Genomic DNA, 22,126 nt, shown 5'->3' with positions numbered 1-22,126 from the left:
ATGTCAATGAAATTCACATTAGCTGATAGAGTCAGTGCATTAACACCATCAACGACTTTAGCGATCACGGCTAAAGCGAAGGAAATGAAATCTCAGGGAATTGATGTCATCGGGTTGGGGGCAGGTGAACCTGACTTTAATACTCCTGAGCATATTATCCAGGCTGCATATGAATCCATGAGGGAAGGTCATACAAAATACACACCATCCGGTGGAATGGCCAACCTGAAAGAAGCTGTCATCCATAAGTTTAAAGCCGATCAGAACTTGACGTATAAACCATCTGAGATCATCGTGACAAGTGGTGCCAAGCATGCCCTTTATACATTGTTTCAAGTTCTGTTAAACGAAGGGGATGAAGTCATCATTCCAACTCCTTACTGGGTAAGCTACCCTGAACAAGTGAAACTTGCCGGTGGGATTCCCGTAATTGTTGAGGGGAAAGAAGAGAATGAGTATAAAATCACTCCACAACAGCTGGAAGAATCAGTCACTTCGAAAACAAAGGCAGTCATTCTCAACACACCAAGTAATCCTACAGGAATGCTATATTCCCGTGAGGAGCTGCAGGCTATCGGGGATGTTTGCTTAGAAAAGGGTATAATGATTGTGTCGGATGAAATTTATGAAAAGCTGGTGTATGGTGGGAGCACACATACTTCTATTGCTGGATTGTCTCCGGAGCTGAAAGAACAAACAATCGTGATTAACGGAGTATCCAAATCCCATTCTATGACGGGATGGAGAATTGGGTATGCAGCTGGGAACGAAACGGTCATTAAAGCTATGACCAATCTTGCAAGTCATTCTACATCGAATCCTACAACTACCTCACAATATGGGACTATTGCTGCCTATTTAGGGGATCAGCAGCCGGTAGAGGATATGAGACAGGCATTTGAAGAGCGTCTAAACATTGTGTTTAATAAATTGAACAATATCCCTGGATTTCACTGCTTGAAACCTCAAGGTGCTTTCTATCTTTTTCCCAATGTATTGGAAGCAGCAAAGAAAACGGGCTTTAACAATGTAGACGAATTCACCAAAGCCCTTCTGGAAGAAGCAAAGGTAGCAGTGATACCCGGCTCAGGTTTCGGGTCAGATAACAATATACGCCTTTCTTATGCCACAAGCCTGGATGCCCTTGAAGAAGCAATCGAGCGCATGCATGAATTCGTTGTGAGCAATAGTCATTAATCAAAGGGTTGCAGACCGTGTGCCGGTCTGCTTTTTCCTTAAAGTCATCTCGTTTTACTCTATCTGTTGCGACGGGATAACGGTAAATGTATAATAAATAACGATACATAAGCGTCTTAGTTTTTTTGGAGGGAAAAAATCGTGAAAACTACTATATCTCAAGTAAGTAAGTTCGTTGGGGAAGAAGTCACCATTGGAGCATGGCTTGCCAATAAACGTTCAAGTGGAAAAATTGCATTTCTTCAGCTTCGTGACGGGACTGGATTCATTCAAGGAGTCGTCGTTAAAAGTGAAGTGGAAGAAGAAATCTTTCAAAAAGCAAAATCATTAACACAAGAAACATCACTATATGTAACTGGTATAGTATCTGAAGATTCCCGTTCACCGTTTGGATACGAACTCCAGGTGAAGAGCGTGGAAGTCATCCATGAAGCAGTAGATTATCCTATTACTCCAAAGGAACATGGAACAGAATTCCTGATGGACCATCGTCACCTATGGCTTCGTTCACGCAAACAGCATGCAGTGATGAAAGTGCGGAACGAAATCATCCGAGCTACATATGAATTCTTCAATCAAGAAGGCTTTGTAAAAGTGGATCCGCCGATTCTCACTGGAAGTGCGCCGGAAGGAACGACTGAATTATTTGCCACAAAATATTTTGAAGAAGATGCGTACCTTTCCCAAAGTGGTCAGCTTTATATGGAAGCTGCAGCCATGGCGTTAGGAAAAGTATTTTCGTTCGGACCTACATTCAGGGCGGAAAAATCAAAGACCCGTCGTCATCTAATCGAATTCTGGATGATCGAACCTGAAATGGCATTCTATGATTTCAAAGATAATCTGGAAGTTCAGGAGCAATATGTTTCCTATATCGTCCAATCAGTACTTCAAAACTGCAAGCTTGAATTGGACCGTTTGGGAAGAGATACGTCTAAACTGGAGCAGATCAAAGCACCTTTCCCGCGCATCACGTATGACGATGCCCTGAAATTATTACATGAAAAAGGCTTTGATGACATCAAGTGGGGAGATGACTTTGGTGCCCCCCACGAGACAGCCATTGCTGAAAGTTACGACAAGCCCGTATTCATCACCCATTATCCGACTTCTCTGAAACCTTTCTATATGCAGCCGGATCCTGATCGCGACGATGTGGTATTATGTGCAGACTTAATTGCTCCGGAAGGGTATGGAGAGATTATTGGTGGTTCAGAGCGTATCCATGACGCAGAGTTGATGAAGCAGCGCATTAAAGAGCATGAGCTGGCTACAGACGCATACAAGTGGTACCTGGAACTAAGAGAATATGGATCTGTTCCTCATTCCGGCTTCGGTCTTGGTCTTGAAAGAACAGTAGCATGGATCAGCGGAGTGGAACACGTAAGGGAAACCATCCCCTTCCCACGTCTACTTAACCGTTTGTATCCATAATAAAAAAACACCAAACATAGAGCTGGCAGGATTGCTTATAGGCAATCCCGGCCGGTTCTTTCTTTTGTTCCTGCCGCTAGAATCTTTACCTATGATCTTTTTTTATAGGGAATGCTTTGATTGATACCAATTGCCTTTATAACACACTGGTTTGCAATTTTTACTTCTTTGCAGAGGGATATTTTTTTTAGGGTTATTCATAATTTGGCAGTCAGTATGGAGAAGCACAAAGTGGAGCAGAAAGGAACGGCCTATGTTTTACACTACAAATGATATAAAAACAAATGAACCAAGAATGCTTTTGTTTTTCCATCTTTCTTCTAATCCGTAACCATGTCCACATATATTGAATCATGATATACTTATGAGTGAGGTGTGCTGAATATGGATTATAAACGTTTAATGGTGTCTTGGATAGAAGAGGGGACACTGAACATTCCACAATTATTATTATCAAATTACCATACACTGGGATTAAATGAATCAGAATTTGTACTGCTTTTGCATATTTATGGCCATTTAGAAAAGGGAAATCACTTTCCGACCCCGGAAGAACTTTCCCGGCCTATGAGCATTTCCAGTGAGTTTTGTTCCACTTTATTACGAAAGCTCATTCAACAGCAATTTTTATCGATTGAAGAAGGTTCATCAGCAGATGGCATTCTATTCGAAAAATACTCTCTCAATCCCCTATGGGAAAAAATGGCAGAGTTCGTGATACAAGATTCAAAAATGAAACAAATGCAGCAATCAATGGAAGAAGAATCGGATATCTATACAACATTCGAACAAGAATTCGGTCGCCCTCTATCTCCATTAGAATGCGAGACCCTGGCCATGTGGCTGGATCAGGACGATCACAATGCTATTATCATTAAAGCAGCATTAAGGGAATCGGTCATCTCAGGTAAGTTGAATTTCAGATATATTGACCGCATTCTATTTGAATGGAAGAAAAATGGCGTAAAAACCATTGAAGATGCACGAAATCAAAGCCAACGCTTCAGGTCTCACCAGAAACCGGCTGCTATAAATGAATCAGCATCTTCTCCGAAACGAAAATCAGTACCATTTTATAATTGGCTCGAGCAATAAAATGATGAAAGAGGGCTGACTCTCATATGCTTGGGGGTTAGTCTCTTTATTTTGACACAAATTTTCCTTAGGCTGGAGGCAGTAAAAAAATGTTAAATAAAAAACAAATACACATTTGCCTGGATGAAATGAGAAAAATGTTCCCAGAAGCACACTGTGAACTCCGTCATGACAATCCATTCGAACTTGTCATCGCTGTCCTTCTATCGGCGCAGTGTACGGATGTCCTTGTCAATAAGGTCACAAATGACCTTTTTAAGAAATATAAAAGACCCGAGGATTATCTGGATGTCACATTGGATGAACTTCAACAGGATATACGCTCTATCGGTCTGTATAGAAACAAAGCAAAAAACATACGCAAATTATGTGAAATCCTCCTCGATGAGCACGGGGGAGACGTACCTGAGAATCATGAAGAATTGGTGAAACTTCCCGGTGTGGGAAGGAAGACGGCGAACGTAGTAGTTTCTGTTGCTTTTGGCATACCGGCGCTGGCAGTTGATACTCACGTTGAGCGTGTAAGTAAAAGATTGGGAATCTGCAGGTGGAAAGACAACGTATTGGAAGTTGAAAAAACGCTAATGAAAAGAATACCGAGAGAAGAATGGTCCGAAACTCATCACCGCTTAATTTTCTTTGGGCGATATCACTGTAAAGCTCAATCTCCTCAATGCGACGTTTGTCCATTAGTGGATCTATGCAGGGAAGGACAAAAGAGATTGAAGAAAAAGGCCCGCCAATGAGCAGGTATGTCCTGAACATCCCATCAGAGCTGAGAGATCCTTATTTCTTTACCAATGAAAAGGTGGAAATCGATGGATCTCAAATCGTACCTTGGGATCCTTTCTTTGCATTTGAGATTCTACATTTCAATGGGGTGAGTCTCAATCGCCTGCCTTGGTTCGTGCAAGGAGAATGGATTGAAGACATAGTAAGGGAGTGGAGGGAAGAAGGTGAATATCTAGAGAAGGTATTCAAAAACCGTTCAAAAAAGACGAAGGAATCAATGAAGAAAAGTATTGGCCAATTTTATATGTTTTTGTTTTGGAGTAATAAACAGCCCGCAAATTTGAATGAGTGGGAATCGAAGGTTAACCGTCTTGCTATTAAGCCTGTAAATGCAGTGGAACGAATAACCTTCATCAGGGAAAATTCGTCACACTATCATGCCTATATCCAGCTTGCTCAACTTTTTGAGGAACAACATAAACAATATGCCAAATTTCTGGCGTTGAAACAAGCATCTATAAAATAAGGCAGCGAGAGAGTTCTCTCGCTGCCTTATTTTTATTCTTCGTTTCGTCTGGTTTCAGATTGAGTAGCAGGTGTACCTGAACCGTCTCCGGTTCCAGTGCCGCCATCTCCTGTGGCTCCACCATCCCCGGTACCGGTGTCACCACTTGCTCCCCCGTCTCCAGTACCGTCTCCTTCAGGTGGAGGAGTGGTGCCATCATCCTCACCAGTAGTGCCGTCGTCATTACCTGAGTTATCATCATTGCCATTCCCTTGGTCCTGGTCATTGCCATTCCCTTGGCCCTGGTCATTGCCATTCCCTTGGTTATTTCCATTACCGTTACCTTGACCTTCTTCACTGTTGCCTTCGCCTTCTTCTGTATTCCCTTCATCCTCTTTATCCGCTTTTACATCTACGTTTGCGGATGCAGGGTTACTCCGTTGATCACCCGAAATGGCTACAACTTCAAAGGTGAAGGTACCTTCTGATTGAATGTTTTCAACATTTAGTCCCTTTTTATCTGTAGTCGTCAAGACTTGCTTCGCTTCACCGTTTATAGATACGGAAACTTCAAACTGCACGCCTTTATCTTTACCATAGTCCCATGCGAGGGTGATGGTCTTATCTTTCTTATTGAATGTACCTTTCAGTTTAGATGGAGCATCGATTTTATCGAACTCCTTGGAAACCTTGGAAGGCTCCGTTCCTTTAACGAAAAGTTCTGTGATGATTCTGTCATCCGGCGTATATTCACTTGGCAGTCTAGCAGGATCGCTTCCCATTTCCACTTTTGATTGTACGACACTGTCAGGCTTGTTGAAATCAGGTGTATCGACACCATCATGTACATAGCTCATCAGGTCACTTACGATATATTGAGCTACATGACGATCAGTGGGGGAAAGCGGGATGGATTGAGTCTTGTATCCAGTCCAAACAGCTGCTGTGTAATTTGTCGTGTATCCTACAAACCATGAATCCGGAGCACCGGATTTGGCGATACCGTATTTTTCCCGTTCTTTTTGAGAATAGTTTGTCGTACCAGATTTACCCGCCATTGGCAATCCAGGTACCTTAGCGTACTTTCCAGTCCCTTGTGGGTGGTCGATGACGCTCTTCAGCATATCTGAAATCATATAAGCCGTGTATTCTTTCATGGCCGGCTCTGGATTGTTTTCATTCTTTATTTCTGTTTCACCGTCGCGCAGAACGACTTTCGATACAGTATGAGGCTTATTATAAACCCCTTCATTACCGAACGCGGCGTACGCCCCGGCCATTTGTACCGAGTTCACACCAGGTGAAACCCCCCCGATAGAAGCAGATTCATAATAATGGTCAAATTTCAGTCCAAGTCCATTGACGAAATCAGCCGCCTTCTCCGCTCCAACTGCCTGGAAGGCTTTTAAGGCGGTAATATTCCGGGAATCCCATAGTCCTTCACGGATTGTGATCGGTCCTTTAAACTGACCATCGTAGTTGTTGATTTCCGTTCCGTTCGAGTATTCATAAGGCTCATCTTTTAAAATGTGATATGTTGACCATTTTAAATGTTCAATTGCGGGAGCATAATCAAGTAAAGGCTTGATCGTCGATCCCGGCTGACGCTTGGAGTCGATGGCGTAATTGAAACCGCGTTGAACATTTGGATCTTGTTCACGACCTCCTCCAATCGCCCGAATTTCCCCTGTTTTCGTATCAAGAAGAGTAACGCCTGCCTGCATTGGTTCTTCAGCAGCGTCAGGATAACTGAAGCTGGTATTTTCACCTGCTAAGATTTCTTCCAGGCGTTTTTGAGCATTAGGGTCGACTGTTGTGTACACTTTTAATCCATCAGAGTACAGGTTGTAGTCTCCCATCTTTTGTACTTCATCGATGACGGCATCAACAAAAGCAGGATATTTTTTTCTGCTCTTTTCTTCTATATCTTCTGCAGATACCAATCCTTTTGAAATGGGGATTGCTTGAGCTTCTTCTTTTTCTTTTTCCGTAATTTTACCGTGTTGGGCCATTAATGACAGGACAATATTACGTCTCTTTTCTGCCTTTTCAGGATAATCAAACGGGTTATAATTGTTTGGACTTTGAGGGAGTCCCGCAATCAAAGCAGCTTCATGCAGTTTGATATCCTTAATGTCTTTTCCATAATAGTGATCGGCGGCTGTGGCCATACCGTTAATGCCATCAGACATATATACCTTATTGAAATACATCTCAAAGATTTCTTCTTTTGTATACTCCTGCTCAAGCTTCAGAGCAAGCCAAGCTTCCTGTGCTTTTCTCTTTAGAGTTTTTTCAGGGCTTAAAAAGGAACCTTTAATGACCTGCTGAGTAATCGTTGAAGCCCCTTCTGAACCGAATCCGCCTGTTACATTGGCGATGATGGCCCCTCCTAAACGAATCAAGTCGAGCCCGTTATGTTTATAGAAGCGGTTATCCTCCGTTGCAATGACCGCATCCTGCATAACTTGGGGGATATCATCGAAGTTGGCGTACTCACGATTTTCTTTTCCTACTGTTGTAATCAAGTCTCCGTTCATATCATAGATTTCGGAGGCAATCGGATCTTTTAATAATTTTTCATCAAGCTTTGGTGCACTGGATGCATAATAGGCAAATAATCCTGCACCAGCGAGCATCCCAATGATCCCGATAATAAATAATGATATAATGACGCGCTTAACCATAGAGCCTTTTTTCTTGCTCTTAGTGGATTTAGACTTCTGTTGGGCCAGGCGTTTTTCTTCCCTTGACTTATATTGACCAGCCATATTGTTTCCTCACTTTCAATCTTCTGTGTTTTTAGTATTGTCTAAGATTAAAAATATACTACTCATAATGAGATAAAATATAGATTAACTCATTTTTCTTAAACTAAAAATATAACTGATGGACTATTTTTAAATAATCAACCCTGGGATGGAGTCCTAATGGAATGGAAATGCCGTTCTCTTCCATTTCCTCCCTTTTGATTGATTTTCTCCCTCCATCTGCCATGCGGTCCCAGAAAATCCGCAGACTTTCATAGGGGAGAAAGAATACCTCTTCTGAAACGGAGAACCGTATAAGTACAAATGTGATGCCTTCCTGCTTATGGACGTTTTCCATATGATGAATTTGGTGTTCGTGAAAGTTTTGCAGAGGAAAAGACGTTTTGTTTTTGGTTTCCTTTGCTTCAAAATCGATATATTTTCCTTTGTAGACCCCGTTGTAATCAGTCGTTGACGGCTGCTTAAAGTAAGCTTCCTTTATGACAGCGGCACTCCTCGTTGGATAGTGAACATCCACAATTTGGACAGGGGTGGGTTTTTTATGAATAACCGCTTTTTGAAACGTCAAATAATATTGATTAGTTTCATTAATATCTTCTTCCAGTGTCATCCCTCTGTTGCTATACGATATTTGTTTCGGTTTTGACTTTATTTTTTTTGAGGGTAATGTTGCTTCCACATATTTCTTTCCATTCGGATAATGGAATTTCATGGTAATTCACCTCGCAGACTAATCTATATCATAACAGAAACCAATCCATTTTGTGTGAATAATTGTTTACAAATCTCCTCATTCTAGGACTAGTAGAGAAAGGGTGATAAAAGAGATGAAAAAATTCAGCAATACTTATCGCTTTTTACCCTATATACCTGAACCTAAACGTGAAAATGAATGGATTAAAGAGGTAATTCAACTGGTGAATAGATACAATCAAGATAATATATCGCGAACGACTGCTTATCAAACATTTTTCCTCCTTCATCCTGAAATTAAATGGTCCCTTCTGGCTTCTATGGTATCCCGCAATGCGGGGTGGAATATGACCGATCTTAAGGGTGCCATCTTCCCAAAACTCTTGAGTCCGACGACATGTAATCTTCTTTTTATGACCTATGAGAGAGCGAATTGGAGCATTTTTCAAGATGCTTTTCCTCAACTCCTTCTCTACCATTATTCGACGATATATAAGAAGAAAATGTTTCATTTGTTTCAAGATCTTCACATTTCGAATTTTATGGAAGAAGAGTGGAACCGTTTTTGGGAGGAACGGGATGAGAAACGATTGGTGCAGTCACTCATAATAAATGAACAGCACCTTATACAGGGACCTGTTATTGAACATGAGGTATACAAGAAAAAAGTGTTTGGTACCTCAATCTTCTTTATAGAAGATCATCTGCACTTTAGTTCCGTACTTTTCCCGACTTTACATGGAGATCTTTATGGTGCAAGTGTACATGGTTTTCGAAAAGTCCAGAATAGAATCAAGTTGGGTAACGTTTTATTCGAACTGTTATTTCACCCGGATTACCATTGTTTTTTTCTTGAGTTTGCTCTAGAAGTTGAGCATACAGGTTCCAGAAAGGATTATGAAACATTTTGTCGTAAAGTGCCTGGTACGAAGACACCGATTCTTCATCAGGCATACAATCAGATTTCCCACAATTGGAATCATCACAGAGATTGGTCTGTGGACAATTCGATTGAGGATGACTGGTACAGAAATCAGGAACTCCCTAAAGACGTCATTATGACAAAGTGGTTTTCTCATAAGCAAAAACAGCTTAAGAAGCTGGCATCCATAAAAGGGGCACTCAATGGGATGTGGTCATGGCGAAAGACAAAGAAGAGGCGAACATTTTGAAAATGTTTGCCTCTTCTTAATCATATACTGAAAATGGGCATGACTTAGACCCTCGAGGTCATAAGTCAAACCACCCAAAAAGGCAAAGAGCGCCTTTCCGGGAGGTTCGTCTTATGCTTGTCGGGTCTGATCGAGCCGCCTCCGCTTTGTTATGTTGAAGGTCTGTTTTCGCCTTCTAGTTTTGGGTTGCCTTTGGATGCTTTTGTTTCTGCTGGTTGTTGTTTGGGTTGTTTGTTTTTTGGATTTTTCATTGATTCACACCTCCACCCATAGTATTTTGAGTTTTTGTACCTTTTATTCAGGAGCTGTCGAAACATCATTTTGTGAATGTCCTTTTTGCACTTTCTTTGGCGAAACGCTTCTAGTTTTGTCAGGGGTGAAGGGAAAGGGAAAAAAGAGGAGAATTACTGTATTAATCCAAAAAAAAGGTGGGAGGATTCACATGCTTCCAAAACAAGATATCATGTTAAAGTTGGCTGAAATCGAAGAAAGCCTCAATCAATTGGAACAAAGCCTTCATGATCGAATCTCAGCTGAAGAGCAAGAAGGGTTGAATACACTATCGAATAAGATACAGAAAATGGACAGCCAATTAAGTTCTATAGAAAGAAACACAGGCTTAAAAACGGTCGTTATGAATAACAGGGAAAAGTCCTATGTCTTACAAAAACTTGAATTATCCTTTAAGACGTCTTAAACTGACTTTATAAGAAAGTAGCATTGTGCTACTTTTATTTTTTTCTATATACTTGCATGGAGGGCTTTTTTTGAAGGAATTGAATCAGGTAACGGGAGAGCTTCTCGTATTGGTCGAGAAAATGATGAATGAATACAAAAGCAGGCGCGAGTCAGGTGAAAAAGGAGATTTTTATACTGAAGTTAAGCCTTTTGCAGATGAAGTGAAAGAGAAGAATGATCGATGGAAAGAATGGTCCCTGAACTGGATAAAAGAATCCAAGCCCAAGCACCTTCATCTACCTCAGATCGTAAATACTTTCGACAATATTGAAATGTTATCGGTACACTGCTTTTTTCCTGAGTCCAGCTATAACCGGTTCATCAGTCATTACCAATCTGTCTCATACGTTCTCGGTACACAGCTCGATGAACTGAATGAAAAATAAGAGGCTGCCACAGGGCAGCCTCTTTCTTATGGAGTTGAAATGGCATTTTCTTCTACAGTACTGATTTGCTTCGCTAACTCTTTATAGTGGTGAAAAGAAATCTCATTAGAAATATAAAGTTTTTTGGCCAGTGTAAGAAGTTCTTGTTGATCGGTTGCTTGATACTGTTTACTGCTTTCATATCTTTTCAGCAATTCGTTAAGGTCCATCTCGATTCCTCCCAATACTTATATTTCATATGAATGATGATAGCTTCGCATCTACAATTATCCTATCATAGAAAACCCTTTCTTTAAGTTGTAAGAATAGTGTAACTTCCGACATTCTTCTTAAAGATTGTCGAAAGATCTTTATGGGTTCTTTCACCATTATTTCCGTTGATACATAAAGTATAGTAACCACTAAAAGTAGGGGGGCTAAGTATGAATTTTTCATCTTATTCGAGACAGATGCGATATCACCCATTTCCGTATTATCCTTCTCAGCCTGGGAATATGGGGCCGATAATGAACTATCCCATACAAGGGATGAGACCGCCGAATTATGGACCTTATCAACCCAATTACTTACCACAGCCGGATGGCACTTATTCCGGCGCCGGGAGTCAGATGAACCAATATCAGCAGATGAATCAGCCACAGCAGATGAATCCATATTTTGAAAATCCTCTTCAGCAGAAAGAATACAATCCTTATCAAACGAAGGCAATGGAACAACAAAACTACGCTAATCCTTATCCGAAAGCATCTTTTATGGCAAAACCCTCTTCAGGAGGGGTAAGCGGAATCATGAACTCCTTTAAGTCACAAGACGGCTCGTTGGATTTTAACAAAATGATGAATACTACAGGACAAATGATGGGTGCCGTTAATCAAGTATCTTCTTTAGTAAAAGGTTTAGGTGGAATATTCAAATTTTAAACGAAAAAGGAGCTGCAGATTCCTCAGCTCCTTTTTCAATTATTCTATTTGTATACGGTTCCCTGACTCCTTGTTCACTTTCACTGTAAGTAAACCATTTTTATATGAAGCTTTTACATCCTTTTCCTTTACAACCCTTGGAAAGGGAACGGTTCTACTGCTTTTTCCCATGGATTGTTTCCTTCTTATTGTTTGGCGTTGTTCATTTTCTTCAGAGTATATTTCCTTATTGGTCACTGAAATCGTGATGTACTGAGGGAATACATCGAGCTTTATTTGCTCTTTATTTACACCGGGAAGTTCTGCAGTGACGACATAATGATCTTCGGTTTCAGTCATTTCGACCGGGAATGAACCAAAAGGGTTAGCAGAGGATGTGAAGAAATCATCGATACTTTGTAGCATTCCTTTCATCGGTCTTTCGTGAAAGAACTCATTCATAGAATGCATCAGATCACCAAAACCATTTTTGTTTGAATCCTTCGACATGGGTATTCTCCTTTCAGGCAAACGTATTCATACTAGGGTATGTTTCAGAGATGAATATGTGCATATGTCCTATGCATCCAGGGATAAAAAGGAAGGAGGGTTTCACATTTTGATAGACAGAGCATTGGCATATCCTGCGTTTCCAAAAAACTCACTTAGAGAAAAGAACCTAAATAAGGATGAATATGGAAAGGTGCGAATTTTACTTTAGTTTCGAACATAGATTCGGTAAAATGAGTAAGAGAGGTGATAGATATGTTTATGAAAAACAACCTTCAACAGTTGATGGAACATTTTAAGAAAGATGAAGACTTCAATAAACAGATTGTTCATTGGCATACCATTGATGAAAAACCGCCACAATTGGTAGATATGCCAAATGAATTAGATAATAGAATTCGGAAAGCATTACACAAAAGAGGGGTGGAAAAGCTTTATACCCATCAAAATTCAGCGTTTCAGCTGGCAATGAAGGGTTATAGTTTTACAGCCGTCACCCCAACCGCGTCAGGGAAGACGCTTTGTTATAATCTCCCCGTGCTGCAAACCATCATGGACAAACCGGAGTCACGGGCCCTATACATTTTCCCTACCAAGGCCCTTGCCCAGGATCAGAAGAGTGAGCTGAACGAAATCATCACTGAGGCTGAGGTTTCCATTAATAGCTATACATATGACGGGGACACTTCTGCAAATATCCGTCAAAAGGTGAGGAAAGCCGGGCATATCGTCATAACAAACCCCGATATGCTGCATTCAGCGATTCTTCCGCATCATACTAAATGGGTGTCCCTATTTGAAAATCTTAAATACGTCATCATTGATGAACTTCATATATACAGAGGGGTATTCGGATCCCATGTCAGCAATGTGATAAGAAGATTGAAGCGAATTTGTGAATTTTACGGTGCTTCACCGGTATTCATCTGTACGTCGGCAACAATCGCCAACCCAAAAGAACTGGCAGAGCATTTAACCGGTTCTGAAATGAATTTAATCGATAACAACGGGGCACCCAGTGCAAGGAAACACTTCGTTTTTTATAATCCCCCTATCGTCAATAAACCGCTTAATATTCGTCGAAGCGCCACTCTCGAAGTGAGAAGGATCGCTGGCGAACTCTTGAAGAATAAAATACAAACCATCATATTCGCGAGAAGTAGAGTGCGTGTGGAAATCATTCTTACGTATCTACAAGAATTGGTGAAAAGTCAATTAGGGGCGAAATCTATCAGGGGCTACCGTGGAGGATATCTTCCAACCCAGCGCAGAGAGATTGAAAAAGGTTTGAGGAAAGGGGAAATATATGGGGTGGTAAGTACAAATGCCCTTGAATTAGGTGTCGACATCGGCCAATTGCAAGTTTGCATCATGACGGGATATCCTGGGACGATCGCAAGCGCATGGCAGCAGGCAGGAAGAGCGGGAAGAAGACATGGAGAGTCACTCGTCATAATGGTGGCAAGCTCCAGTCCGTTGGATCAATTCATCATTGAGCACCCGGATTATTTCTTCGAGCAAACACCTGAAACGGCAAGGATCAATCCCGATAATTTAATCATCCTTGTTGATCATATCAAATGCGCAGCATATGAGCTGCCCTTCAGAGAAGGCGAACAATTTGGAGAACATGAGATTGAAGATATATTGGAGTTTCTCGTAGAAGAGCGGGTCGTCCATAAAAACGGTGATAAGTGGTACTGGATGAATGATGTATTTCCGGCACATAACATCAGCCTTCGATCTGCTTCTCAGGAAAATGTCATCATCATTGATCAAACGGATATTTCATCTGTGAAAGTGATCGGAGAAATGGATCGTTTTTCTGCTATGACCTTATTGCATGATGAAGCCATTTATCTACATCAGGGTGTTCAGTTTCAAGTAGAGAAACTGGACTGGGAAGAAAAGAAGGCATTCGTACGCGAGGTAGATGTGGATTACTTTACGGACGCCAATCTCGCTGTACAACTAAGAGTACTGGAAACAGACAAAATACGGGAATCAGAAATATTCGATGTAGCGTATGGGGATGTAACCGTTCAAGCCATGGCAACCATTTTTAAGAAGATTAAATTTGATACCCATGAAAATATCGGATCAGGACCAATTCACCTTCCAGAAGAGGAGCTGCACACGAGCTCAAGTTGGATTTCATTAAAGGATTCTGCCACTTTCAGTCAGGAACGTCTTGAAGAGGGGCTTATCGGGGTGTCCCAAAGCCTGAAATGTATCATCCCATTATTTGTCATGTGTGATCCGAGCGATATTTTCGTTGTGCCCCAAATTAAGGCAGCCCATAATGAACAACCGACCATCTTTATATACGACCGCTACCCGGGCGGAATCGGGCTAAGTGAAAAAGTGTATGAACAAATCGAGAAGATTCTCCTTGAGACATCTTCCATGATTGAACGATGTCCCTGTCAAAGCGGCTGCCCGTCCTGTATTGGAATGGAGCATTCACTTGACACAGCCAAATTTGATTCATTAAAGCTTCTTCATCTTTTCCTTCAATGATGGAAGGAGGATACAAACATGTCTCTGAAAAATAAATTAACGAGAATGAAAAAGCATATTATCCGGGAAGAGAATATAGATACTACGACAGAACAGCCATTTGTGGAGGATACGGCGGATCTTCCATTTCTGGATGTATGGAAAGAAAATGGATCTACGTTGTATTTCATTGATGAGGATTTCTGTATTGTAAAGGAAAAGCGCTATTCCATTGATTATAAGCATGGGGATTATACATTTAAGGATTTTATTAAAGCAGTCGATGCCTGGCAGGGATTTACAGGAGATCACCCCCTGTCTTCTAAAGGGCTCAGTCATGACGAAATGTTTTTTTTCGATACGGAAACAACCGGACTCGGTGGGGGAGTAGGTAATACGATTTTTCTTCTCGGCCATGGAAGGGTGACGGATAAAGAAGTGATCGTGACACAACACTTCCTACCTCAGCCTGGGAATGAAATCCCGTTATATCACAGCTTCTTACGTAAAGTGGACTATAATACCCTTGTTACCTACAATGGTAAAGCCTTTGATTGGCCACAGGTTAAGACAAGGCACACCCTTATTAAAGATCATGTACCGAAACTTCCTGACTTTGGCCATTTCGATCTTTACCATGGTTCCAGAAGACTTTTTAAGCACAAACTGGAATCCGTGAAGCTGATTAACGTAGAACGAAACATCCTTGGATTTAATAGAGTCGATGATGTGCCTGGCTATCTGGCACCGATGATTTATTTCGATTACATCGATCGTAAAGATCCAGAGGGTGTCCTCAAGGTTATGTCCCATAACGAATTGGATATTTTATCCCTCATAACCCTCTATACTCACTTGACGTTCCAACTGTTGAACGTTCATGAGCGCGCAACCGGACAGGAACGGTTCGAAGTCGGCAGATGGTTGGAATACACAGGTAATAGGAATATCGCCAAGGAACGCTACGAGGAAATCATTAAAGACAATGAACAACCAAACTATGAAGCAATACACCAGCTTGCTCTTCAGTATAAAAGAGAGAAGCAGGTAGAGAAGGCGATTGAATTGTGGGAGGGCATCCAAGAAGAAGCACCAGTTTCAATAAGGAAATCTGCATTACTGGAATTGGCTAAATTGTATGAGCACAAAACAAAGAATTTGCAGCGTGCTTTAGAGATATGCGATCAGCTTTTGACCCTGATTGAAAATACGGGGGATACGAACAAAAAACAAGCCACCCAATTAGGGAATCTGAACCATCGTAAGGGTCGTATAGAGGATAAAATTGACAAATAGTAGATTCATGTATCACAAAGGGATAAGAATAAAAAAATTTAGTGTGAAAGTGGTTCCATCTCCTTATTTTTATATTGAGAATTTTCTAAAGTAGTTGTAAAATAATAAATTGTGTTGAAAATATTTAATATGAAGAAGGAATGATGAAAGTGAACCGTGCAATCTTAATTTTGTTCTTTGTGGTCATTGGGTTAACAGCCTATGTTTTTACCAATTATTCACAAAGTTTATATAGCTTAATGTAAGTCTTACAAAATAACTTCCTAAAAATAGGTATTTTCATTAGTACATGTACCCTCTCTAATTCATAGGCTATTAGTGTAACAACTAAGAGATGAAAGGAGAGCGTTAATATGCATTGTAGACCAAGACCTAATCAAGTACTTCCTGCAGTTATGCACCCGACGAAATGTTGTGTGAATCACAACATGACTACCTATGAGGTGCCACATATTCACCCGACTCACACGACAAACGTGAATAATGTTATGTATCAGCATAAGCATTATTTTCCGCAAACACAATCCCAAGTGGACAGTGTTTCACATCAGCAGTTTAATTGTGGGGGCGGACCAGGAGGGCCTGGTGGACCTCAAGGGCCACAAGGTCCCGGAGGACCAGGATTCGGACCTCGACCAAGACCACCATTCGGACCATATGGTATGGGAAGATAATAAACTTAATGATTTCAGAGGGATGCCTCTAAAAGACTGGGCTCGTGATACAGCGCTTCTGCGCTGTATCACTTTGCTGAAGAGAAATAAGTCTTGATAGAGCCATCTCTTTTTTAAATTCAGCGCCAGATTATTATTCATAGTTGTTTCATTGTCTTTAGAAAACCGTAAAATATGATACAATAGAGTGTAAAGGATTGGGGTACACTAAGCATTGAATAAACTTGTTACCCCCTAAAGTGAACTAAAAGGAGTTTTACATTTGGGGAATGTTGCATGCATAACTGGATATAAATCCTTTGAATTAGGAATTTTTAAGCAGGATGACAAAGCAGTTTATTACATAAAACAAGCTCTGAAGAAAGAACTGGTATCCCTATTAGATGAAGGGCTGGAATGGGTGCTTATAAGCGGTCAGCTTGGCGTTGAATTATGGGGGGCAGAAGTCGTGTTTGAACTTCAGGAAGACTATCCTGATCTTAAATTGGCCATCCTGACCCCTTTTATTTCTCAGGAAGAAAACTGGAACGATCAGAACAAGGAGTACTATGAGCTGATTCTTTCTCAAGCTGATTTTGTCGAATCCATTTCCAAGGATGCCTATAAAAGCCCACAACAGTTCCGAAACAAGAATCAATTATTTTTACAAAAAAGTCACTCATGTGTGATACTATATGACGATGAAAAAGAAGGTTCGCCTAAATATTTCTATGAAGAAGCTAAACGGAAGAAAGAAAGCGATCCATCTTTTGATATAAGGGCAATCAGTTTCCATGATCTACAATGGATTGTCGAAGAGGAGCAGTGGAAAACAGACTGAAGAAACAGCCTTTAACCCTAAATCCGGGTGAATTTGAATAAATCAGGATTGAAATACAATTGACAAAATGATGGTTATTTGAAAAAATGATAGTGATAAATATAGAGGTGAATAGAATGATCTCAGATAAAGTGAAATTAACCGCAAAGGATATTCTCGAAAAAGAGTTCAAAAGTGGAATGCGGGGATACAAACCGGAAGATGTGGATAAATTCTTAGATTTGATTATTAAAGATTATGAAACGTTCCATCAGGAGATAGAAGACCTTCAACAAGAAAACCTGCGATTGAAAAAGCAGGCAGAAGGTGCTGCGAAGCAACGTTCCGCGGCTCCCCCTCAACAGACCGGGACAACTAATTTCGATATTTTAAAGCGTTTGTCTAATTTAGAGAAACACGTTTTTGGAAACAAATTATACGACTGATTTTTCCAGTTGAATTTTTTAAAAGATTACCGTATAATTAGTTATTGCTGATCCTTAATGGTGTTTGGGTAATCGCTGCAACGTTTCGTTGTAGAGGAAAGTCCATGCTCGCACGGTGCTGAGATGCACGTAGTGTTCGTGCCTAGCCAATTCATAAGCTAGGGCAGCTCATCCCGAGCTGACGGCAGGGAAAACACCTACGTCTCATCTTCTGAGATATGGTGTGACTACTTTGAAAGTGCCACAGTGACGAAGTCCTGTTAGAAATGGCAGGAGTGGAACGAGGTAAACCCCACGAGCGAGAAACCCAAAATTAGGTAGGGGAATCCTCTCGAAGGAATTGAACAAAGAGAGGGACAAAGGAATTTCCTTTGTAGATAGATGATTACCGCCCGAGTACGAGACGAACAGTCGCCTGTAGTACAACGGAACAAAACATGGCTTACAGAACACTATTACGGGATAAGAGCAATATGGATTAAATAATGCAAGTGACTGATACATGCAGGTAATACACTGCTCTTTTGTATCAGTCCTTTTTATTTTACGGTAAAAGGACCATACTATTGATATAGGGATATTTATGGACGGGGTGACTAAAATGAGTACATATACATTAATCGCAACAGCAGCCATGGGCTTAGAATCCATCGTTGCCAAAGAAGTGAAGGAACTTGGGTACGAATGTCAGGTTGAAAACGGTAAGGTCATCTTCAAGGGAGACGAAACGGCTATCGCACGGGCCAATATGTGGCTTAGAACAGCTGACAGAATCAAAATTCTTGTTGGAGATTTTAAAGCTTATTCCTTTGATGAATTATTTGAGAATACAAAGAAGCTTCCCTGGGAAGATTTCCTGCCTGTAGAGGCAGAGTTTCCTGTGCAGGGTAAATCTGTTAAATCAAAATTGTACAGTGTGCCTGATTGTCAGGCCATTGTTAAAAAAGCGATCGTAGAACGACTGCGGACTGCGTATAAGCGGACATCGTGGCTAGACGAAACAGGACCATTGTTTAAAATTGAAGTGGCCATCCATAAAGACGTGGCGAGTATTACCCTGGATACAAGCGGTCAAGGTCTTCATAAAAGAGGATATAGAGTCGGACAAGGTGAAGCCCCAATAAAGGAAACACTGGCGGCGGCACTTATCCAATTAACGACATGGAACCCTGACCGTCCGTTTGTTGATCCGTTCTGCGGATCTGGGACCATTGCAATCGAAGCTGCTTTGATTGGGCAAAATATCGCTCCAGGATTCAACCGTGAATTTTTATCTGAGGGCTGGCCGTTGATGCCTGCTGGTGTTTGGGAGAAAACACGTCTGGAAGCAGAGGATATGGCTAATTATAACCAACCCCTTGAAATACTCGGTACGGATATCGATCACAGAATGATCGAAGTTTCCAAAGAGAATGCATTAGAAGCAGGGCTTGGCGACCTTGTGAAATTTAAGCAAATGCAAGTAAGGGATTTTACATCGGAACTGGAATACGGGATCATTGTGGGAAACCCTCCTTATGGTGAACGTTTAGGTGAACGTAAAGAGGTAGAAAAGATGTATCAGGAAATGGGAAGAGCCTTTGAAAAACTGGATACATGGTCTGTGTACATGCTGACTTCCCATGAACACTTTGAACAATGCTACGGGAAACCAGCTACAAAGAAACGCAAATTGTTCAATGGATTCATTCGGACAGACTACTACCAGTTTTTCGGGCCTCGCCCTCCAAGAAAATGAATTCTTGGAATTGATGAAAAAAGATGATGAAGTTCAGAATATCCTTTTCACTTCCTGCGTATAATAGTTCTATCATTTTTAGAGGAGTGAAAGAGAATGGACCATTCTTTCATCGATTTCCATAAAATCTATCAGGCCTTGCAAAGCTCCATTTCATCTATCTCAGGAGATGAAGGGGCGGCCGTTCAGCCAGACTTACATGAAGCAACGAAAAACCTGGATCAGGCATTTCAATTTGAACTAATGAGAAAAAAGAAAATATACGACTGAGAGCATTCTCAGGAGACTAGGGACATCCATACAACTGGTAGACTCACCCTTTGTATGGAGAGTCTCTTTTCTTTTGGTCGTTGAATGAATGGTCAAGCCCGTGAGTTAAAATATTGATTATCCCTCACAACTTAAAAGAAACAAAGTTCTCGAAACAGCTTTCCATTTAGAAAGAATTCTAGTAAATTAGAAATATTGTGTAACGCAGGAGGTCCTCATGAGAAGAAAATTACCATTTGAATTAACCAAGGAGCAATCCTTTTATGAAGCCTTATCCGATTGGGTCGGGGATGTTTTTTATGATTTATTACCTGAAAAGGGATTTGATTTACGGGATGAACAGGTATTCATGGCATTTCAGCTCAATCAGGCTTATAAAAATAAGCAGGTTATGTTTGCCGAAGCAGGAGTTGGAACGGGCAAAACCCTTGTGTATCTTTTATACGCCTTAGCCTATGCGAGGTATACGGGAAAGCCTGCCATCATCGCATGTGCCGATGAAACGCTTATCGAGCAGATTGTCAAAAAAGAAGGGGACATTGAGAAGCTTGAAAATGCCTTGGATTTAGATATTGATGTTCGTTTGGCAAAGTCGAGGGAGCAATATCTTTGTATCAAGAAATTAGAGGAAAATGTTTCTCAAAATGAAGTCTATCAAGATATGTGGGAAGAATTGCCGGGCTTCGTCCATGATAGTTCCTCCATGAAAAGCTTCAGTCATTACGGGGATCGTAAAGAATATGCCGGATTGACAGATGAAGAATGGAATCATGTAGGATGGGACTCTCTTCAGGACTGCATGTCCTGCGTCTATCGACATCGTTGTGGCCTTACCCTTCATCGTGAGCACTATCGGAATGCGGCTGACTTGATCATCTGTTCTCATGATTTCTATATGGAACATATCTGGACGAAAGACAGCAGAAAACGGGAAGGACAGCTGCCACTTCTGCCGGAAGCAAGTTCTGTTGTTTTTGACGAAGGTCACCTATTGGAATTTGCCTCACAGAAAGCGATGACTTACCGTATGAGGATGGAGACACTTGAAGGACTGTTAGAAAAGCTGTCTTCATCGGATATGAGGGAGGAGACCCTTTATATCATTGAAGATATCATGCTTGACAATGAGAAGTGGTTCGAGCTCATAGAGAAGGAATCGAAAAGAGAGTCTGGCTCCACTAGACAATACATCATTCGTTCAGAAGCAATATTACAGCAGGGCAGGGCTCTTACTGAGAAAATTGAAAACCTGTTGAATGAGCTTGTTTTTGAAGCTGAAATGTATGTTATGGATGATTATCTATTAAAGGTCGTTGAAGAATACCTGGAACAAATTCAGTATTCATTGAAACTGTTTTTAGATGATGAAAAAGGAATCTACTGGTTGGAAACTTCAGAGGAAGAACACACTTTTGTGGTGATGCCAAGATTAGTAGAGGAAATATTAAAGGAGCATGTTTTTTCTCAAAATATCCCATTTATCTTTTCCTCTGCAACCCTTTCTTACAATAGGGATTTCTCTTATGTTTCTCGTTCCCTGGGGATAGAGAAATATGAGAAATTTTCAGTGGAATCTCCGTATGAATATGAAGAGATGATGAAAGCCTATGTTTCTACTATGGATTCCGGAGTCCATTCCAAGAATCAGTATGTATTGGACAAGCTGAAAAGTAATGGAGGAAAATCGTTGATACTTTTTACATCCAAAGATGAAATGAACGCTTTTAGATCATTTCAAAAGCAACAGGCGAACCAAGCGTGGAATGTGATTTATGAAGGTGACAGGGAGATCAGTGATACGGTAGAACAGTTCCAGCAGGAAACCTCCACGGTTCTTTGTTCCTATCATCTATGGGAAGGATTAGACGTGCCAGGGGAGTCCCTTTCACAGGTCATTATCTACTCACTTCCGTTCCCTCCAAAGGACCCTGTCTTTGATGCGAAACGAAAACATGCCACTCATTCTGTGGAGGAAGTGGATCTTCCCTACATGATCCTTCGCTTGAGGCAAGGAATCGGACGTCTGATTCGTACGAGTGTAGACAAAGGAAGCGTTCATGTCCTGATGACCGATGGGGAAACGTCATATAGATACCTGGTAGAGTCCGTTATACCCGTTGGGATTGAAGTGTTGAACGTTTAAGAGAATGAAATGGAGCCGCCTTGATGGGCGGCTATTTTTAATGGAACTAATATAAGATTTTCCATTCGCCGTCGAGATATAAAAGGTCCAGTCTCATTTCTGCAATGAGCATTCACTTACACCAAAGCA

Annotated in this window: 21 protein-coding genes and 1 other RNA gene; 18 read left to right on the top strand and 4 right to left on the bottom strand. The window is 41.0% G+C overall.

Annotation, left to right across the window (positions count from 1 at the left end):
* The first annotated feature begins 6 nt into the window (after positions 1-6).
* The 5 genes from BAA9072_RS03345 (at position 7) to BAA9072_RS03325 (ending at position 4,984) form a co-directional block, all read left to right on the top strand.
* Positions 7-1,197, top strand: a complete 1,191-nt coding sequence (locus BAA9072_RS03345) for a pyridoxal phosphate-dependent aminotransferase (RefSeq protein ID WP_201713291.1) — start codon at positions 7-9, stop codon at positions 1,195-1,197.
* A 141-nt stretch (positions 1,198-1,338) separates the two neighbouring features.
* Positions 1,339-2,631, top strand: a complete 1,293-nt coding sequence (gene asnS, locus BAA9072_RS03340; protein WP_201713290.1) for an asparagine--tRNA ligase — start codon at positions 1,339-1,341, stop codon at positions 2,629-2,631.
* A 384-nt stretch (positions 2,632-3,015) separates the two neighbouring features.
* Complete coding sequence (locus BAA9072_RS03335; protein WP_201713289.1) at positions 3,016-3,726, top strand: DnaD domain-containing protein; 711 nt, start codon at positions 3,016-3,018, stop codon at positions 3,724-3,726.
* 89 nt (positions 3,727-3,815) lie between these two features.
* Complete coding sequence (gene nth, locus BAA9072_RS03330) at positions 3,816-4,472, top strand: endonuclease III (RefSeq protein ID WP_201713288.1); 657 nt, start codon at positions 3,816-3,818, stop codon at positions 4,470-4,472.
* Positions 4,469-4,984 carry a YpoC family protein gene (locus tag BAA9072_RS03325; protein WP_201713287.1) on the top strand — a complete coding sequence of 172 codons (516 nt, stop codon included), beginning with the start codon at positions 4,469-4,471 and terminating at the stop codon, positions 4,982-4,984. Before nth ends, BAA9072_RS03325 begins: the two co-directional genes overlap by 4 nt.
* 32 nt (positions 4,985-5,016) lie before the next feature.
* Here BAA9072_RS03325 and BAA9072_RS03320 read toward each other — a convergent pair whose 3' ends face one another.
* Together BAA9072_RS03320 and recU are read right to left on the bottom strand one after the other, a co-directional pair.
* Positions 5,017-7,734, bottom strand: coding sequence for a transglycosylase domain-containing protein (locus BAA9072_RS03320; RefSeq protein ID WP_201713286.1), 2,718 nt, complete (start codon positions 7,732-7,734; stop codon positions 5,017-5,019).
* Between the two features lie 103 nt (positions 7,735-7,837).
* Positions 7,838-8,446, bottom strand: coding sequence for a Holliday junction resolvase RecU (recU, locus tag BAA9072_RS03315; RefSeq protein ID WP_201713285.1), 609 nt, complete (start codon positions 8,444-8,446; stop codon positions 7,838-7,840).
* 115 nt (positions 8,447-8,561) lie between these two features.
* Between recU and BAA9072_RS03310 the strand changes: the two genes are divergently transcribed.
* From BAA9072_RS03310 to BAA9072_RS03300, 3 genes are all read left to right on the top strand, one after another.
* A complete protein-coding gene (locus BAA9072_RS03310; protein ID WP_201713284.1) occupies positions 8,562-9,599 on the top strand; it encodes a DUF2515 family protein in 1,038 nt (345 codons plus the stop codon).
* A 442-nt stretch (positions 9,600-10,041) separates the two neighbouring features.
* On the top strand, positions 10,042-10,296 hold the full coding sequence (locus BAA9072_RS03305) for a hypothetical protein (RefSeq protein ID WP_201713283.1): 255 nt from the start codon (positions 10,042-10,044) through the stop codon (positions 10,294-10,296).
* Between the two features lie 70 nt (positions 10,297-10,366).
* Positions 10,367-10,723, top strand: a complete 357-nt coding sequence (locus tag BAA9072_RS03300) for a YppE family protein (RefSeq protein WP_201713282.1) — start codon at positions 10,367-10,369, stop codon at positions 10,721-10,723.
* A gap of 26 nt (positions 10,724-10,749) precedes the next feature.
* Here BAA9072_RS03300 and yppF read toward each other — a convergent pair whose 3' ends face one another.
* On the bottom strand, positions 10,750-10,932 hold the full coding sequence (gene yppF / locus BAA9072_RS03295) for a YppF family protein (protein ID WP_201713281.1): 183 nt from the start codon (positions 10,930-10,932) through the stop codon (positions 10,750-10,752).
* 213 nt (positions 10,933-11,145) lie between these two features.
* Between yppF and BAA9072_RS03290 the strand changes: the two genes are divergently transcribed.
* The gene (locus BAA9072_RS03290) at positions 11,146-11,643 is read left to right on the top strand and encodes a YppG family protein (protein WP_230980745.1); all 498 of its coding nucleotides are present in this window, start codon (positions 11,146-11,148) and stop codon (positions 11,641-11,643) included.
* 39 nt (positions 11,644-11,682) lie between these two features.
* Here BAA9072_RS03290 and BAA9072_RS03285 read toward each other — a convergent pair whose 3' ends face one another.
* Positions 11,683-12,132, bottom strand: a complete 450-nt coding sequence (locus BAA9072_RS03285; RefSeq protein WP_201713280.1) for an Hsp20/alpha crystallin family protein — start codon at positions 12,130-12,132, stop codon at positions 11,683-11,685.
* Positions 12,133-12,387: 255 nt separating this feature from the next.
* On the opposite strand from BAA9072_RS03285, the gene BAA9072_RS03280 reads away from it, so the two are divergent.
* The 9 genes from BAA9072_RS03280 (at position 12,388) to BAA9072_RS03240 (ending at position 21,997) form a co-directional block, all read left to right on the top strand.
* The gene (locus tag BAA9072_RS03280) at positions 12,388-14,652 is read left to right on the top strand and encodes a DEAD/DEAH box helicase (protein ID WP_201713279.1); all 2,265 of its coding nucleotides are present in this window, start codon (positions 12,388-12,390) and stop codon (positions 14,650-14,652) included.
* 18 nt (positions 14,653-14,670) lie between these two features.
* Positions 14,671-15,927, top strand: a complete 1,257-nt coding sequence (locus BAA9072_RS03275; RefSeq protein WP_201713278.1) for a ribonuclease H-like domain-containing protein — start codon at positions 14,671-14,673, stop codon at positions 15,925-15,927.
* A gap of 353 nt (positions 15,928-16,280) precedes the next feature.
* Entirely contained in the window at positions 16,281-16,601 is a 321-nt protein-coding gene (locus BAA9072_RS03270; RefSeq protein WP_201713277.1) for a CotD family spore coat protein, read from the top strand.
* A 262-nt stretch (positions 16,602-16,863) separates the two neighbouring features.
* Positions 16,864-17,421, top strand: coding sequence for a DUF1273 domain-containing protein (locus tag BAA9072_RS03265; protein ID WP_201713276.1), 558 nt, complete (start codon positions 16,864-16,866; stop codon positions 17,419-17,421).
* A 116-nt stretch (positions 17,422-17,537) separates the two neighbouring features.
* Positions 17,538-17,846: a cell division regulator GpsB gene (gpsB, locus tag BAA9072_RS03260; RefSeq protein WP_201713275.1), complete on the top strand. Its 309-nt coding sequence runs from the start codon at positions 17,538-17,540 to the stop codon at positions 17,844-17,846.
* A gap of 60 nt (positions 17,847-17,906) precedes the next feature.
* An RNA gene (rnpB, locus tag BAA9072_RS03255) (RNase P RNA component class B) lies at positions 17,907-18,296 on the top strand.
* Between the two features lie 151 nt (positions 18,297-18,447).
* Positions 18,448-19,584: a THUMP domain-containing class I SAM-dependent RNA methyltransferase gene (locus tag BAA9072_RS03250; RefSeq protein WP_201713274.1), complete on the top strand. Its 1,137-nt coding sequence runs from the start codon at positions 18,448-18,450 to the stop codon at positions 19,582-19,584.
* A 96-nt stretch (positions 19,585-19,680) separates the two neighbouring features.
* On the top strand, positions 19,681-19,854 hold the full coding sequence (locus BAA9072_RS03245) for a hypothetical protein (protein WP_201713273.1): 174 nt from the start codon (positions 19,681-19,683) through the stop codon (positions 19,852-19,854).
* A 217-nt stretch (positions 19,855-20,071) separates the two neighbouring features.
* Positions 20,072-21,997: an ATP-dependent DNA helicase gene (locus BAA9072_RS03240; protein ID WP_201713272.1), complete on the top strand. Its 1,926-nt coding sequence runs from the start codon at positions 20,072-20,074 to the stop codon at positions 21,995-21,997.
* Positions 21,998-22,126: the final 129 nt, after the last annotated feature.

This window comes from Rossellomorea arthrocnemi (assembly GCF_904424705.1).
Classification (GTDB): domain Bacteria; phylum Bacillota; class Bacilli; order Bacillales; family Bacillaceae_B; genus Rossellomorea; species Rossellomorea arthrocnemi.
The sequence above is the reverse complement of the archived record's forward strand: the minus strand, read 5'-3'. Positions and strand labels throughout refer to the sequence as shown.